The organism is Pseudoalteromonas arctica A 37-1-2, assembly GCF_000238395.3.
GTDB classification, from domain to species: domain Bacteria; phylum Pseudomonadota; class Gammaproteobacteria; order Enterobacterales; family Alteromonadaceae; genus Pseudoalteromonas; species Pseudoalteromonas arctica.
Genome location: NZ_CP011026.1, coordinates 273,892 through 290,048, shown reverse-complemented (window position 1 = coordinate 290,048; position 16,157 = coordinate 273,892). Strand labels below are relative to the sequence as shown.

Genomic DNA, 16,157 nt, shown 5'->3' with positions numbered 1-16,157 from the left:
AATAATTAACACCCTTCACGTTTTTTAGCCTAGCCTTGCTAGGCTTTTTAGGATATTCCAAATGACCAAACTTCTGTGCTTAGGCGAGCTATTAATTGATATGCTGCCACAAGATGCTAATAACTCTGCCTATTTACCTATACCAGGTGGCGCACCTGCCAATGTAGCTGTTGGCTATGCAAAACTCGGAGGTGAAGCTTCATTTTGTGGTGGTAGAGGGGACGATCATTTTGCCAATCAATTAAGTAATGCATTAGCGCAATACAATGTAAATACAGACTATTTATTTACCATTGCAGGCTCACAAACCGCTATGGTTATAGTAAGCCTTGATGAAACCGGCGAGCGTAGTTTTGGCTTTTATCGCCATAACACAGCCGATGTACTATTAACCCCGGCGCATTTAACGCATATAAATTGGCAAGAAATAAGCACACTACACTTTTGTTCAAACACATTAACCGAATCAGCAATTGCCAACACAACAGTTAAAGCGCTAGAACTTGCAAAAGCGAATAATAAGCTCGTCAGTTTTGATGTAAATTTACGCTACAGCTTGTGGGAAAACACAAGCGATATAGCAAGCAATGTAAAAGCTTGTTACACCTATTGTGACATAGTAAAACTCTCGCGTGATGAGCTTAATTTTTTAGCTCAGCATAGTGATACAACGAGCGATGATTACATTCAAACGCTATTAAATACCGGAGTAAAACTGGTGTTTTTAACCGATGGGCCAGAGCCTGCCAAGGTTTACCACAGCGCATTTACACTTAACGAATCTGCACCAAAAATAAACGCCGTAGATACAACAAGCGCAGGGGATGCATTTATAGCGGGGGTTTTATACTACTTAAATAACTTAGGAAGTGATTTACCACTAGCAGATAAACTAAATGATAAAGCGAGCGTAAAAGACGCCCTGCACTTTGCTCTTAAATGTGGTTCTAAAGCGTGTTTAGCAAAAGGGGCATTTCCGGCATTACCTGTACTGGCTGATGTACTTTAAATGATTAAAGCCCCATATTACGGGGCTTTAAATTAGAGTTGTATCTATTGCTTTATAAAGGTGACACCTTTAGGTATTTCATCTTGGGGTAATCGAGTTGAGTGCATTTGCGATAACAACCATTTATCGCCCACTTTTGATACAACGGCACTTTCTAACCAATAAATATCAATACTTCTTTCGGTGTTTTTAATATTGGCTTTATTCCAGTAATTAATAAAAGCAACATCACCCACTACACGCGAATTTATAACACTAAAATAATTAGTTCTTATAAAGTCAGAAGGCTTAACAACATTTATAAAGTCATTAATAGTCCACACTTCACCGTGCTCTAAAAGTAAAAATGAATCATCAACGGCTGCACGCATTTGCGTGTGGTCAACGTTAGAAACAGCCAAAAAAAGATCGCTCACCGGCGTGAATATGTTGTTATCTTCTGCATGTATCGATGTCGAAAATATCAGGAATGTAATAAAGGTAAGTACTTGTTTCATTGTTTTTATAATGTGTAGTTTGCTCAATAATAATGAGTGTATTTTAATAGAGCAGTATTAACAATTGAAATAAACCGAATGTAACTACCTAACAATGTTACTCATAGAGCAAAAAAGCACTCGATAAGAGTGCTTTAATTTAATTTTTTCAATCAAGCTATTCATCTAGCCAATCTATGGCTGCGGTAGCATTTTCAAAGTATTGAACCTCACCCGAGATAAACCAGTTACCTATTTTTGCCATTCGAGCTTGCCACTCTTTATTACCGTAAATAGCTACTTTTTTAAATTCTTTAGAGTGCTTAACACCTAACTTTAAGTCATCCCACGCTGCGCGTAGTTCCCAACCTTCAAGTTCGCTACCATCTATTAAGGCGTTCACGACTGGGTGCTTAACTTCGCCAAGAGCTGAATTTATCATTGGTGTAATTATTTTGTAGTCGTCGTGAGTAAGCGTACCAACGGCTTTAAGTTTTAAAAAAAACTCTCTTCCTGCACGTTCAAGACCAATCGATAAACCATGTGTTGTGTGTACCATTACTGCTCTCCTTAAATAGGCTGAGTAGCAAAAGTACACCTTCTAAAATTAATTAGTCCTGAACTAAATCAATAAATAGTCCTGAGCTAGATCATTAAATAGTCTCAAATAAACGACTCAATTACGCATTTTGTACGCGAGATATCTGGTTTTCTACATCAGTTAAATGGCCCGTTTTAAGCCATACTTTTGCACCATTACTTCCCGCTTTAACGTTAACAGAGCTGTTAATAGGCACTCTTAACCAACTGTTTTTTACAAGGGTATCGGCTTGCTCATCAAATGAGCCTTCCAGTACTAGCAGCTCTGCTCCGCCTTTTGCGCTTATAACCATGCAGGCGTTGGGCTTAAAGTCCAACAAGCTTACGTCTTCAAAATCGTCTTTGTATAAAGGGGTTACGGCTACATTTTTAAAACTAGGGTGCGCCGTACTTTGCATCAAGTCTGTTTGTAAACGCACGTGGGTTCGATCATCTGGCTGAAACTGCCATAACTTTACAAATATAACGCAGCCATTTTCAGACCCCGGTTTGTGCTTTGATTGCGGTGGGTTACGGATATAAGAACCTGCCACAAAGTCACCATGTTCATCTTGAAATACCCCTTCAAGCACAACAAACTCTTCACCGCCTGTATGAACATGCGGCGAAAATTCACTGCCAGGTGCATAACGAACAATAGTCGTTGCGCGAGCAACTTCGTCGCCCACTCGGTCCAGTGCTCGTCTATCAACACCCGCCATTGGCGATGCAACCCACGGTAGCGTTTCGCTATGTACCACAACTCGTTTACTAAAATCGGCAGCAATTTTCATATTTGGCTCCTAAGCGTAACTTCACTTAAATTTTAAACTAACAACCTAATTAAGCCGCAACACTTGGGCGTTTTGCTACTTTTTCTTGCCATGCAACTAAATGGGTTAACTCATTCGGGATTGCTATTTGTGCAAATCCAGCAAATACCAGACCAGCATACAATGTAATATCAGCAATACTAAACTGCTCACCAGCAACAAACGCCGATTGCGCTAGTACATCATTAAAATAGCTAAACCCTTGGCGTGCTTTTTCGCCTTGTTTTTCACCCCAAGCCACATTTTGATACGTTTCAAGCTCTGGACCTAAGCCATCAGTTGCATGATGAAAGTAAGTTGCCACAGCGTCAAGCACCATAGATTCTGCGCGTTTTTGCATCATGTTAATTACTGCACGCTCTTTTGCGGTTTCACCCATTAAAGATGGGCCTTCAAATGCGGTATCAATATACTCAGTAATAGCGGTACTTTCTGATATAAATGTGCCGTCATCTAGCTCTAATACGGGCACACCTGCTAATGGGTTTTTAGCTAAGAAGGCTTCTGTTCTGTGCTCACCATTTAATAAATCAACAGCTACAAACTCAACATTTGCAGTGGCATTTTTTTCAGCTAAAGCGATACGAACACGAAGTGGGTTTGGAAAGTTTTCTACATCATAAATTTTCATAGCAATCTCTATCTTTATTGTTTAAAAGTGAATTAATGGCAGAAACCTACCTACCGATAGGTAATATATAATATTAAACTAAATTTAAGTCAACGTTTAAATTTTTCTGATTTATAGGATTTAACTTAATTCATAATAAAATTAGGGGGTTGCTTAAAAATAAAAACGCTTGTAAATAACTACCTACTGGTCGATAATTTTGCTATACCAATTGCATTAAATAAGTGATCTATTATTGCGCTAAGAAAATAGCGCAATAACAAGGCGAAAATTATGACATCTAGTTATTCTATATGAATAATTTTTAACGCAGTTAGTGAGTTGTTTAATGCGATACAATGATCATGTTTTAATAAAATTGGTATTACTGCAGATAGGAAAATATTAAAAGTGAGTAAAAAAGAAGCGTTATTAAAAGCAGCTGAAAACAAGGTGCGCCTTGGCGGGTACAGTAATTTTAGTTTTAGAGAGCTCGCAAGCGAAGTTGGAATTAAGAGCGCCAGTGTGCACTATCACTTTCCGACTAAGGCCGATTTAGGTGCTGAGCTTGCTCATCAATATACTAATTCTTTTTTAGCTGCGTTAGGCGAGCCAAGCGAGCTTAAAGCAAGCGGTAAAAATCCTATTGATGTGTACACTCAGCTTTTTAGAAGTGCATTAGTAACCGATCGTAAAATGTGTTTATGTGGTTTGCTAGGAGCCGAAAGCGATAGCCTTCCAGATAAAGTACGCCTTGAAGTAAAACGCTTTTTTAATCAAAATTTAACATGGCTTAGCGCTGCGCACTTAGCTAATGGTGACCTCAACCCTACTAAAGCGGCTATTCAAACAGTGAGCCTGCTTGAGGGCGCTATGATGATAAGCAAAACGCTCGACGATAACAGTTACTTTGAACTTGCAACTCAGTAATACCTAAATTTAGTACACAAAAAAAGCGAGCTATTCATTATGAATAGCTCGCTTTTTTAATGCTTGAAATAACTTATGTGATTATTATTAAACCGCTGTTGGTTTAACTTTATGCTTAGAGTGCACAATAGCTAAAACAATTAAGCCAATCACTGTTACTACAGCGCCAATAGGTTTACCTAAATCACTTGATAAGTTAAGACCAATTGCGGCAGTACCAATATAAGAAACCGTTACCGCAGTTGCTATAACAGCAGGAACACTCGCAATCCAATGGAATGTACCACGGTCAAACAAGTACTTAGTGGCAAGCCATAATACGCTTGTAGAAAGCAGCATGTTTGAAAATGCAAAGTAGCGCCAAATTAATGAAAAATCGAGTTTCGTCATAAAGTAAGCAATAGTAAGTATAGGTACAGCCACTAATAAGCGATTACGTAAACTTTGCGGAATATTAAACGCATCAACAACTGTTAAACGTAATGAGCGGAACGCTGTATCACCAGAAGTAATTGGGAAAACGGCTACTGCAATAATTGCCATTATACCGCCAAATACACCTAAGTAACTGTTAGCTACATGGTTAACAACTAAACCTGGACCACCTTGATCAAGCAATGCTTTTAAGCCAGCGTAACCATCTGGGAACGCTGCAATACCAGCAAGTGCCCATACACAACCTACAATACCTTCACACATCATTGCGCCGTAGTAAACTGGACGTACGTATTTTTCGTTAGTTAAACAGCGCGCAATAATTGGCGCTTGAGTAGAGTGAAAACCACTAATAGCACCACAGGTAATTGTTATAAATAACAATGGCCATGTTGGTAGTCCATCTGGATTTGGTTCTAAAAAGTCGTGAGCATGGTCAGCTTCAAAGTAAGCTAAAAAGTCACTTGGTACCGGTAAGTGCGGCGCATTAATAAGTAATGAAATAGCAATTGCCACTGTCATTACAATCATTAGCGCACCAAAAATTGGGTAAAACTTAGTAATGATTTTATCAATTGGTAGCAAGGTAGCTAAAAAGTAATACGCTAAAATAGCGAGTACCCAAAAGGTATTATTTGCCAGTATTGTACCTTCAAAAAAATCAAGGTTACTTAGCAAACCTGCAGGGCTCATAATAAATACCACACCTACAAAAAACAGTAGCATGGCAGTAAATACAAGCATAAAGCCTTTAAATACGACGTTGTAATAATGGCCTGCGATTTCTGGTAAGCTTTTACCGTCTTCTTTTATACTCATTACACCTGAGAAGAAGTCGTGTACAGCGCCACCTAAAACATTACCAAGTACAATCCATACTAGTGCAACTGGTCCGTATAAAGCACCTAAAATTGGGCCAAATATTGGACCTACGCCAGCAATGTTTAAAAACTGAATTAAAAATGCTCGTACAGGGTGAATAGCTACGTAATCAACACCCTCGCTAAAGCGTTTTTGTGGTGTGTCAGCAGTTGAATCCAAACCGGCTTGTTTTTCAACAAATGGGCTGTAAAACTTATAGCCCAGTATTAAAATAGTGAGGCAGATAAAAAAGATGATCATAAAGCACGTTTCTCTTTTTGTATTTTAGTTATAGAGCGCATTGTGTGTCGCCCCGCCTTTTCAATCCGTGAATAATCGACGAACAATAACAAAGCTTCAACCCTCAAACAATAAGACGTTTAGCTAATACAATAATCGATATAAGCCACTATTTACGCAACCTGCACACTTAACACTCACTTATCGCCTGCGTCTTATTTTAGGCACAAAAAAAGCGGTTAAACTTTTACGTATAACCGCTTTCACACACAATGTTTTTTAAAGTGGGTTCATAAACTCACTAATTTGTTCATGCGTTAAAGTAGGTGTTGCACCAGAACTTTCGGCGACCATTGCTCCAACGGCACATGCAAAGTCAACGGCATATTGCGCGTCGTCGTTGCTACAAAGCTGATAAATTAACGAACCTAAAAACGAATCCCCTGCGCCAACAGTGTCAATTACGCTAATTAAATAACCTGAATTATAAAAATTTTCGCCTTTGATTGTTAATAAAGCACCGTGGCTGCCTTTGGTTACACATAAGTAATCGGTATTTGTTTGCTGTGCTATAAACGCTAAATTTTGTTCAAGCGAATGAAACTTACAACCCATCGCTTTTGCAATTTCGTATAGCTCTTCATCGTTTAACTTAATAAAGTCTGCTTTATTCATTAAATCTACAAGTGTTTCTAGCTTGTAATGCGGTGCACGTAGATTTACGTCAAATACCTTAAAGTTTGCTACATCAACTAGTTGATTTAACGTTGCTAAAGACGCTTCGCTTCGCCCAATTAGGCTGCCAAATACAAATACATCGCTACTTTTAACTTTACTAAGTAACTCATCGGTAAGCGCTATATTATCCCACGCAGTATCTGCCACTATTTCATAACTTGCAGAGCCACCACTGTCGAGCGTTACCTCAACCGTGCTAGTTTTTTTGTCACTATTAATAGCAATGTATTCGCAGCTTACGCCTTTGCTAGTAATTTCGCCTAGTAACTCAGCGCCTAACTCGTCGTTACCAACAGCGCTGATCATGTCGGCTTTAATGCCAAGTGAGTTAATACGCACACACATATTAAGTGGCGCGCCACCTAAGCGTTTACCTGAATCAAAACAATCCCACAGTACTTCGCCAAAACAGCTAACACTTACGTTTTCGCCTGATTTATGATTAATTAAAATGCTCATAATTAGTTACTCTTTTGATCAAGTACAGCCTGCATAATGGCTTTAATTTTACTATTAGGTGCATACAACGCAGCAATCGACTTTTTATATTCAGCAGTAAACGTTTCGTTATGCTCAAGCTTACCAAACAAGCTCGTTAACTTTAAAAATGCAATCGGGCTAGTTTGAGTCTCTTGCGCGTAAGAATTAAGCTCTTTGTGCATCGCATCTTGAATTTCAAGTTGCTCGCCGTTTTCACTTAAACCTTTATCGCTGTATAAACACCAAGTAGCAATAACAAGCGTTGCCAGTGAAACATCTCGACCTTGTACTAGGTTTTCGTTAATTGTGGCAATTAAAAACTTAGGCAGTTTAGCTGAGCTTTCACTACAGATACGCGCTAGGCTGTCTTTAATATTAGGATTAGCAAAACGCTCTATTAACGTATCTTTGTAACTTTCAAGGTCAATGCCTTCAAGTGGTTCAAGATTTGGCGTTACTTCTTTATCCATAAAAGCACGTAGGTATGTGGCAAATAATTCATCCGATACCGTTTCGTCAATAGTGCCGTAGCCATGGATTGAACCTAATAAACCAAGTACAGAATGCCCTGCATTAAGTAAACGTATTTTCATGGTTTCATAAGGCGTTACATCAGTAACAAACTGTGCACCAACAACGTCCCAATTTGGTCGGCCGTCACTAAATGTGTCCTCTATTACCCATTGTGTAAACGACTCACAGGTAATTGGCCACTCGTCGCTAACACCATAGGCATCAACCACGTAATCAATATCACTCTTTTTAGATACAGGTGTTATGCGGTCAACCATTGCATTTGGAAACGATACGTTTTGCTCAATCCACTCACTTAGGTTTTTGTCTTGCTCTGTGGCAAAGGCTAAAAGCATTTTGCGTGTTACGTTACCGTTATGCTGAATGTTATCGCACGACTGTACTGTAAACGCGCCCAAACCTTGCTCTTTACGCAGTTTTAGCGCAGCAGTAATGTAACCAAACGCCGTAATTGGGTCGTTCGGGTTATTAATGTCGTTAATAATATCTGAATTGCTGTAATCAAATTCGCCCGTTGCCGGGTTAAAGTTATAACCGCCTTCGGTAATAGTAAGCGACACAATTTTAGTATCGCTGTGTGCGAGTTTATTAATTACCGCTTGTTTGTCCTCTGGGGCAAACAAAAAGTCGATCATTGAGCCAATTACTTTGTTATCTATTTTACCGTCTGGGTGCCTAACAGTAAGCGTATAAAGGTAATCTTGCTGCTTTAAAGTATCACGCAAACCACGGTTACCCTCTAACAGGCCAACACCACATATGCCCCATTGCTCAGAGCCTGGGGTTTTTAAAAGCTCGTTAACATATACCGCTTGGTGAGCACGATGAAAGCCGCCCACACCAATATGTACAATACCGGCTTTAACTGCGCTACGGTCGTAGGTTGGTGTATCAACATGGCTTGGTAATTGAGCCAAGCTCTGTTGGTTTAGCCCTGTAACAAGAGCGTTTGTGTGTTGGTATTGTGTCATGGTGTGACCTTACTAAACAAAGATAAAATATAAATTACGATACTGTATTACGATAAGTAATTACGATGCTGTATTGAGTACTTTATGGCGTTTTAACGACCAGTACGCAGTAACAAAATAAATAACAGTACAAATAAAACAGGCAATTTCGAACTGCGACTTATTAGCGCTGTACATCACCATAGTGTCACTGAAAAACATCACTTGGCTGGCAAATATAAAAATAATCACCAATGAAATAGTCGATATGCCATTAAGAACTTTGGTAAATACAGAGCTATCGATTACTGGCTTTGGAATGTCTTTAGCCTCAGCTGCTTGATATTCTTTAATATCACGTTGCTCTTGCTCTTCTGCTGCAATCTCTTGCGTGTAATCTTCACCGGCACCGTATTTTTTAGCTAAAAGTGTGTAAATAACGATGGTGAAAATCCAGGTAGGAATAAACAAGTAGTAAAACGACATTACATCAATTGCGTTTAAGCCAAAACCGAACACAAGTGCAAGTGCCCATGAGGCAATAGCAGGGATGCTGCGGGTAATATTTTTATATTTAGCCCAGTAACGTGTTAGGCCAATTTTAGGAAATAACACATGTTCAGCAAACACAATGCCGCCCACTGGCACAACTAATAAACCGGCGTAGGTAAGTAGTGGTAGCATTTGTGAAAATACAAACGGGAAGCACGCAATTATTACGGTTACAACACCTACAATAGCGGTGGTGCGTTCACGTGATTGATTAACAAATATAGATTGCGCTGCAAGGCCTGCACGGTAAAGGTTTGCGTTAGCTGTAGTCCAACCGGCAATAATTACAATAACAAAGCCAGTCCAACCTAATGCATGGTATGCAACATCGCCCGGATCAAGTGATGAAATAGTTGTTTTAAGTAATACCGCAACACCTGCGCCCATAATACCGGCAGAGATCCACGCTAAGTAATGCCCAAAAAACATGCCCACACCAGAGAACAAGCCATAGCTTTTGCGTTTGGCAAATCTAAAAATAGCCATGTCGATTAAACCAAAATGAGTAATTGAGTTAGCAGCCCATGCAAAACCAATCACTTCTAATAGGCCAATGCCTTTTTCGCCATCGGCATTGGTGCCCGTCCAGATGGAGGAGTCGCCTATGGTCATAAAGTCGCTAAAGCTAGTTAAAGAGGTAGACCCTAATACGTGGTTTGAAAGCTCAGGGAATAACGCGAACGAGCCTGCAATAAATATAACAAATAGCCAGGGCGCGCACAGTTTTGAAAAGTCAGCAACGGTTGAAAAGCCATACATAGCAACAAATACAACAATAGAGCCAACGGCTAAAACAATAGCGACAAACCAAAAGCTGTTTGGATACCAGTCAAGCTGCGCGGGTATGTCGAACAAAAACCGCACGGCCGTGGAGGATACCGTGATCATGGCCGCCGATATAACACTAAAAATAACCACGTTAGCCCAGTTATAGAGCTTGGTCATTGAGTTACCAGCAATTTTGTTTAAGTAGTTATATAAACTTAAGCGGGTTTGTACTGCGATGGGTGCCGTAATTAGCCACCAAGAACACATTGCTAACAGGTTACCTATTAATAAACCCAGTAGAATGTCGATGGTTGAAGCGCCTAATGCAACAAACGTTGCACCAATAACAAATTCAGTGGCAGCAACATGTTCACCAGCGTATAGCCCTGCAAAATGTTTCCAGCCGTGAAGCTTATTATTAGCAACCGGAAGTTGCTCTTCGTTTACATCTTTAAATGTGTGTGTGTGTGGACTCGTTGCCATGGTATTTCCTAGTTGTTAACAGCAAAGTACTTAATACCTAAAGACTTTGCTTCTTATAATTTAGTTTTATAAACGCTTAACCACTTGTTTTAGTTTTTATAATTAATACCAGTACTAACAACGCTTATATTTTGCCACTTATAAACCCTATAAATGTGTTGGTATAAGTAGCCATGTTTAAATGTTTTTACTTTTAAGTGCAGGATAAGCTGTAAAAAACTGCTGCCAATGAGTTAAGTGAGCAACATTTGGATACGCTTTATGAACATAGTTAATGGCCGCTTGCATGTGCTGCCCGCCACTGTAATGCAGTACTTGCATATTGGCGTCAATTCCTGCATTTACGCCGGCTTTACTGTCTTCAATTACTAAGCAATGCTCTGGCTTTACACCCATTCGCTTAGCTGCATGTAAAAATAAATCAGGCGCTGGTTTACCACGCTTAACTTCGCTGCTGGTAAAAACCGTATCGCTAAAGTACTTACTTAAACTCACTACGCTCAACGCTTTTGCGGTGCGTGCTGGGCTGCTGCTAGTAGCTATACAAATAGGCACAGCTAAATTGTTAAGTACGTCTTCTATACCATCAGTCGTGGTTAGTCCGGTTTCAAATTCGTTTAATAGTGCCTCGCGGTAGTCACCTTCAAAGCTTTCAGGAAGAGTGACATTAAATGCATCCGCTATTTTTTGGCTTACTGTTTTAAAGTTGCAGCCTAAAAAGTGTTGCTGTACATAAGCGCGTTCAATCTCAACGCCTTTTTCAACAAGCATATTAATGAGTACTTGTGCGCTTAAAATTTCGCTATCAATAACAACGCCATCACAATCAAATATCACTAGCTCAATATTAGTATTCATCTTGTCACCTTATTCAAACTGTTTGATTTAGCTAATTTAAGCATAACGAGTTAAGCGCGATTAATATTGTGCAACTTTTTAGCACAATCCAACGATGGGCATAAGCCCATAGGGTGAGCATATTCCCTTTATTGCGCGAGTATGTCAACACACTGTAAGTATAAAACGCACCAACGTGGTGAAAATACCGCCAGATAAAACTAAAAACCTTTGTATTTAATAAATTTTATAAAAGCATATTGTGACTAAGGTCGTAGTAAAAAAATTACATTAATGTAAAAAGTGTATCTGCAAATTCATTTCATCTGTTTTACAAATCACATCAATCTAATTAATCAGTTTTACCGAAGTTAATAAACTTAATACTATCGTTAACAGATTAACAGCCTGCACCACTGCCGGCACTTTTAAATAGATGAGGTCGACAATGAATACTCAAATAAACAAAACAAAATTAACACTAAGTGCACTGGCACTTGCAATGGCATTACCGGCAAGCGCAGCAACAACTCTTACTAAAGATAACGGCGCAGCTGTTGGCGACAACCAAAATTCAATTACTGCTGGCGAACGTGGCAGTGTATTACTAGAAGACGTGCAACTAATTCAAAAACTGCAACGCTTTGCACGTGAGCGTATTCCTGAGCGTGTTGTGCATGCTCGTGGTACGGGTGCTCATGGTGTATTTGTGGCATCAAAAAGTTTAGATGATTTAACCATGGCAGCACCTTTTACCGAGGCCGGTAAAGAAACTGACGTTTTTGTACGTTTTTCATCGGTAATTCACTCAAAAGGTAGCCCAGAAACACTGCGCGACCCACGTGGCTTTGCGATTAAATTTTACACCGATCAAGGTAACTGGGATTTAGTGGGCCTTAACTTACCGGTGTTTTTTATTCGTGATGCAATTAAATTTCCAGATATGATCCATTCATTAAAGCCATCACCTGTAGATAACATTCAAGATCCTAACCGTGTTTTTGACTTTTTTTCATACGAACCAGGCTCTACTCACATGTTAACGTGGGTTTATAGCGACTACGGCACACCAGCAAGCTTACGTAAAATGGATGGTTGGGGTGTACACTCTTATAAAATGATCAATAAATCGGGCGATGTTAAGTACGTTAAATTTCATTGGGTAAGTAAACAAGGCATTGAGAATTTAAATGCAAAAGAAGTCGCTGAAGTTCAAGGCCAAGACTTTCAACATTTAACGCGTGATTTATACAGCGAAGTAAATAAAGGTAACTTCCCAGAATGGGATCTATACATTAAAACGCTTGATCCGTCGCAGCTTGACGACTTTGATTACAACCCATTAGATGCAACAAAAATGTGGTTAGGTGTAAAAGAAGTGAAGGCAGGTACATTAACGCTTAATCGCATGCCAACTAACTTTTTTCAGTCAACAGAACAAGTAGCAATGGCACCGTCTAACATTATTGCGGGTATTGAACCCTCAGAAGATAAGTTATTACAAGGGCGTGTATTTTCATACGCAGATACGCAAATGTATCGCCTTGGTGCTAACCATCAACAGTTGCCAATTAACCGTGCAAAAGTTGAAGTGGTTAACTACAACCAAGACGGCGCAATGAACTATGGTAATACTCAAAGCAACGTAAACTATCAACCAAGCCAAGAAAACGTAGCTGAAAACCCAATTGCCCGTAGAAGTAATACAGAGCTTAAAGGTTTTGTACAACAAGCCGCCATTAAAAAGCAGCAAAACTTTGCGCAAGCAGGTGTTTTATACCGTGGTTTTAGCAAGCAAGAACGTACAAACCTAATTAATAACCTAGCAGGCGATTTACGCAAAGTGCAAAACAGCAGTGTTAAACACAAAATGCTTAGTCACTTTTACAAAGCTGATAGCGAGTACGGTACACGCTTAACTAAAGCTGTAAACGGCGATATTAAAATGGTTAAACAACTAGCCGCTAACTTATAAGCAACTAGTTAAAAGCAATTAGTCCCAACTAAATAGCTATTTAAACCACAACCATGAGGAAGGAATAAACCCCTTCCTCTTTTATAAGAGACAATTGTTATGCGTAATTTATTAATTATAGTCGCTCTACTGCTAAGCTTTACCAGTAGCGTTTACGCTCAAAATACATCAGATACACAAACACCCAGTACGCAATCTGAAACCCAACATTCTGCAAAAACACAATACGAGAGTTTATTTGCTTATTACTTTGCCGCAGCACGTACAAACGACACCGCTGTAATAGAGCAATTTGTAGATGCTGGTATTCCTATCGACAGCTACAACAATAAAGGCTACACCGCGTTAATGATTGCTACTTACCATGGTAATAAAAACACGGTCAACACACTTTTACACTTAGGCGCTAATGCCTGTCTAGAAGATAACCGTGGCAACACAGCGCTAATGGCCGCTATTTTTAGAGGTGAATTTAGTATAGCTAAAACACTCGTATCACTTGATTGCGACAACGCGCATCAAAACAAAGCCGGTCAAACAGCCGAGCAATTTGCACAAACATTTGGTCAACAAAAAGTTATAGAGTTACTAGCGCAGGTAAATAATGCAAAATAATCTGCACGCAACAAAAAGCCCTAAAATAATAGGGCTACTTTGTTTATTAAAATTTACTGCTTAATTTTAATAGTCATCCTCATTATTTAATTAATGCACGTTAAAAACGATACGTTACTGAAGCACCTAACGTTTGAGGATTCACTACCGCAACATAACCTGTTGGGTAGGGACCACTTGCAGGTTCAACTGACGTAAATGCTTCTTCATCTAATGCATTATTAATAAAAGCACTCACCAACCAATGATCGCTGTTATAGCTTATTGTTGCACGCGTAATTGTATAACCTCCGGCAACACGCTCTTCTGTATTAGTTAAATCTCCATAGTAATCGTCTACATAATTAGCGCTCACATTTAACTTTAAGCTATCTGTAAACCAATGCGATAACCCTAAACTTGCAGTTAGCTCTGGTGCTGAGTTTAATTCGTTACCTACTGCATCTGAATAAGTCGCTGATTCATCTATTTTAGTTTTTAACAAACCTAGCCCTGCATGTAACTGCCATTGATCATCTAACATGCTATATGCTTCAAGCTCTAAGCCATAGCTATGTGCATCGTCAATATTAGTGATTTTTCGACTTGAGCTTAAGGCTTGATAACCATTAAAGTTATTGTAAAAAATATTAGCACTAATATTTAAATCACCATTATTTAGTACGCTACGCGAGCCTACTTCATAGGTATTTACTGATTCTTGCTCGTAGTAATAATATTCTTGTGCAGCAAAATCTAAGGCACCACCACCAGCGTTATAACCACGGCGAGCACTTGCCGATAAGGTAGTGTTGTCAGTTACTTTATATTGAACAGCTACCGTAGGTAGTTTTATCGTATTAGAATTATCTAATTGCTCAACTAATCTGCTGCCACCAAAAGCCATATCAAAATTACGAAGTTGTTCTTCACGCTCAACTCGCAGCCCCGCTGTTAACGTAAGCTCATTTGTTAACTCAAAGCTTGTTTCGCCATAAATTGCTTTAGAGTCACTACTATCGTCACCAAAATAATTGGTTGCACCAACGCTTTTAAAGTCTTGTTCACGGTCAAAATAAGCAATACCTACAAAGCCCGAATAAAAATCACTATTTAAGCCAAAGTTTAATTTACTATCAATTGTGATATTTTTTTCATCCATAGAAATATCAGACTCCGCACTGGCAAGTGCCTCATATGCTTCAAAGCCCCATTCATAATCCATATATGCGAGTAGTATATCGAACGAAAAGTTATCATTTATTTTATAATCAATATTTACCTGAGTCGTGTCTGACTGGGTATCCATATCGCGCTGAAATAAAGGCACATAATCAAACGGTTCATCACCTTCAAAGTACTTACGACCTGTATTACCCTCTTCACTGTAGGTAGAGTAAGTTAGCTGTACAGCTAAATCTGTTGTTGGGGTATACAGTAATTTTGCACGCGTACTACTGGTATTAAGCTGATTTAAGTTTTTATCTGTTGGATTGGTTTCATGTATCGTTGGGTTGCTAAAGGTTTCACCATATACATATTGAGTAGACAAACGAAATGCTAGTACATCTTCAATCAAAGCCCCCGAAACAACAGCGGCTGTATCAAGGTAACTATCTTGATTTCTATACCCAACGCGTACAGCACCTTCAAAATCTTGTGTTGGTGCTTTGGTTGTCATATAAACTGCACCACCAATGCTATTACGACCATTGCTAGTTGACTGCGGTCCACGGTATACCGCTATTTGATCTATATCCCACAAACCTGTATCACCGGTTAAATCAGCTACAAATGGCTGACTTACACCATCAACAAGCATTGATACTCTTGCTTTAGAGCCTCCACTAAATGAGTTAAAACCTGTTGCACCACCATTACCCGACACACCGCGCATATCTGGCACGGCTCCAGTAAGTACCACTACATTTGCCATTTCTGCCAAAGCTTCTGAAACCGAACCTAGTTGTCCATTTTCTAATAGTGACTTATCTACCACTGCAACCGATGTAATCGTATCTTTGAGTGACCTTTCGATTTTTTCGCCTGTTACAATAATTGTATCTATTGATTCTCGACTTGTTTCATCAGCAAATGCATTGCTTTGAGCCAATAACAAAGAGCTTGTAATCAGTAGTGAAAGTTTATTAAGCTTAAATGAAGCTACCACAGTTATTTCCTTTTATGGATAGTTGTTTTATTTTTCGGAAAAATAGCACAAACATACACTTGTTGCAATTGAGTTTAATTATCATTTAGAATAGCAATATCAT

14 protein-coding genes are annotated in these 16,157 nt (G+C 39.1%); 4 read left to right on the top strand and 10 right to left on the bottom strand.

Annotated elements, in window-relative coordinates; genetic code table 11:
• Positions 1 to 61 precede the first annotated feature (61 nt).
• Positions 62 to 1,009, top strand: a complete 948-nt coding sequence (locus PARC_RS18780) for a carbohydrate kinase family protein (protein ID WP_010553611.1) — start codon at positions 62 to 64, stop codon at positions 1,007 to 1,009.
• Between the two features lie 44 nt (positions 1,010 to 1,053).
• Here the strand turns inward: PARC_RS18780 and PARC_RS18775 are convergent, their stop codons facing one another.
• The 4 genes from PARC_RS18775 to PARC_RS18760 all read right to left on the bottom strand — a co-directional run bounded on the left by PARC_RS18775 (position 1,054) and on the right by PARC_RS18760 (position 3,528).
• The gene (locus tag PARC_RS18775) at positions 1,054 to 1,506 is read right to left on the bottom strand and encodes a nuclear transport factor 2 family protein (protein WP_010553610.1); all 453 of its coding nucleotides are present in this window, start codon (positions 1,504 to 1,506) and stop codon (positions 1,054 to 1,056) included.
• A 157-nt stretch (positions 1,507 to 1,663) separates the two neighbouring features.
• A complete protein-coding gene (locus tag PARC_RS18770; RefSeq protein WP_002960091.1) occupies positions 1,664 to 2,044 on the bottom strand; it encodes a SpoIIAA family protein in 381 nt (126 codons plus the stop codon).
• A 121-nt stretch (positions 2,045 to 2,165) separates the two neighbouring features.
• Positions 2,166 to 2,858 carry a cupin domain-containing protein gene (locus PARC_RS18765; protein ID WP_010553609.1) on the bottom strand — a complete coding sequence of 231 codons (693 nt, stop codon included), beginning with the start codon at positions 2,856 to 2,858 and terminating at the stop codon, positions 2,166 to 2,168.
• Positions 2,859 to 2,907: 49 nt separating this feature from the next.
• Complete coding sequence (locus PARC_RS18760; RefSeq protein WP_010553608.1) at positions 2,908 to 3,528, bottom strand: glutathione S-transferase family protein; 621 nt, start codon at positions 3,526 to 3,528, stop codon at positions 2,908 to 2,910.
• 390 nt (positions 3,529 to 3,918) lie between these two features.
• On the opposite strand from PARC_RS18760, the gene PARC_RS18755 reads away from it, so the two are divergent.
• Complete coding sequence (locus PARC_RS18755) at positions 3,919 to 4,437, top strand: TetR/AcrR family transcriptional regulator (protein WP_010553607.1); 519 nt, start codon at positions 3,919 to 3,921, stop codon at positions 4,435 to 4,437.
• Positions 4,438 to 4,524: 87 nt separating this feature from the next.
• Here the strand turns inward: PARC_RS18755 and PARC_RS18750 are convergent, their stop codons facing one another.
• From PARC_RS18750 to PARC_RS18730, 5 genes are all read right to left on the bottom strand, one after another.
• On the bottom strand, positions 4,525 to 5,994 hold the full coding sequence (locus tag PARC_RS18750) for a carbon starvation CstA family protein (protein WP_010553606.1): 1,470 nt from the start codon (positions 5,992 to 5,994) through the stop codon (positions 4,525 to 4,527).
• Between the two features lie 258 nt (positions 5,995 to 6,252).
• Positions 6,253 to 7,170: a carbohydrate kinase family protein gene (locus tag PARC_RS18745; RefSeq protein WP_010553605.1), complete on the bottom strand. Its 918-nt coding sequence runs from the start codon at positions 7,168 to 7,170 to the stop codon at positions 6,253 to 6,255.
• A gap of 2 nt (positions 7,171 to 7,172) precedes the next feature.
• On the bottom strand, positions 7,173 to 8,696 hold the full coding sequence (locus PARC_RS18740) for a mannitol dehydrogenase family protein (protein WP_010553604.1): 1,524 nt from the start codon (positions 8,694 to 8,696) through the stop codon (positions 7,173 to 7,175).
• A 60-nt stretch (positions 8,697 to 8,756) separates the two neighbouring features.
• Positions 8,757 to 10,478 (bottom strand): purine-cytosine permease family protein, encoded by a 1,722-nt coding sequence (locus PARC_RS18735; RefSeq protein ID WP_010553603.1) that lies wholly within the window; start codon positions 10,476 to 10,478, stop codon positions 8,757 to 8,759.
• A gap of 177 nt (positions 10,479 to 10,655) precedes the next feature.
• Positions 10,656 to 11,336, bottom strand: a complete 681-nt coding sequence (locus PARC_RS18730; RefSeq protein WP_010553602.1) for an HAD family hydrolase — start codon at positions 11,334 to 11,336, stop codon at positions 10,656 to 10,658.
• 427 nt (positions 11,337 to 11,763) lie between these two features.
• On the opposite strand from PARC_RS18730, the gene PARC_RS18725 reads away from it, so the two are divergent.
• Together PARC_RS18725 and PARC_RS18720 are read left to right on the top strand one after the other, a co-directional pair.
• The gene (locus PARC_RS18725; RefSeq protein WP_010553601.1) at positions 11,764 to 13,290 is read left to right on the top strand and encodes a catalase; all 1,527 of its coding nucleotides are present in this window, start codon (positions 11,764 to 11,766) and stop codon (positions 13,288 to 13,290) included.
• 99 nt (positions 13,291 to 13,389) lie between these two features.
• Positions 13,390 to 13,905, top strand: coding sequence for an ankyrin repeat domain-containing protein (locus PARC_RS18720; RefSeq protein WP_010553600.1), 516 nt, complete (start codon positions 13,390 to 13,392; stop codon positions 13,903 to 13,905).
• Positions 13,906 to 14,005: 100 nt separating this feature from the next.
• Here the strand turns inward: PARC_RS18720 and PARC_RS18715 are convergent, their stop codons facing one another.
• Positions 14,006 to 16,054, bottom strand: coding sequence for a TonB-dependent receptor (locus tag PARC_RS18715; RefSeq protein WP_010553599.1), 2,049 nt, complete (start codon positions 16,052 to 16,054; stop codon positions 14,006 to 14,008).
• Positions 16,055 to 16,157 lie beyond the last annotated feature (103 nt).

Coding starts and splice junctions, on each gene's coding strand:
- PARC_RS18750 (WP_010553606.1), bottom strand. CDS start 5,994: ATGATCATCTTTTTTATCTGCCTCACTATTTTAATACTGGGCTATAAG.
- PARC_RS18775 (WP_010553610.1), bottom strand. CDS start 1,506: ATGAAACAAGTACTTACCTTTATTACATTCCTGATATTTTCGACATCG.
- PARC_RS18725 (WP_010553601.1), top strand. CDS start 11,764: ATGAATACTCAAATAAACAAAACAAAATTAACACTAAGTGCACTGGCA.
- PARC_RS18735 (WP_010553603.1), bottom strand. CDS start 10,478: ATGGCAACGAGTCCACACACACACACATTTAAAGATGTAAACGAAGAG.
- PARC_RS18780 (WP_010553611.1), top strand. CDS start 62: ATGACCAAACTTCTGTGCTTAGGCGAGCTATTAATTGATATGCTGCCA.
- PARC_RS18720 (WP_010553600.1), top strand. CDS start 13,390: ATGCGTAATTTATTAATTATAGTCGCTCTACTGCTAAGCTTTACCAGT.
- PARC_RS18745 (WP_010553605.1), bottom strand. CDS start 7,170: ATGAGCATTTTAATTAATCATAAATCAGGCGAAAACGTAAGTGTTAGC.
- PARC_RS18760 (WP_010553608.1), bottom strand. CDS start 3,528: ATGAAAATTTATGATGTAGAAAACTTTCCAAACCCACTTCGTGTTCGT.
- PARC_RS18740 (WP_010553604.1), bottom strand. CDS start 8,696: ATGACACAATACCAACACACAAACGCTCTTGTTACAGGGCTAAACCAA.
- PARC_RS18770 (WP_002960091.1), bottom strand. CDS start 2,044: ATGGTACACACAACACATGGTTTATCGATTGGTCTTGAACGTGCAGGA.
- PARC_RS18730 (WP_010553602.1), bottom strand. CDS start 11,336: ATGAATACTAATATTGAGCTAGTGATATTTGATTGTGATGGCGTTGTT.
- PARC_RS18765 (WP_010553609.1), bottom strand. CDS start 2,858: ATGAAAATTGCTGCCGATTTTAGTAAACGAGTTGTGGTACATAGCGAA.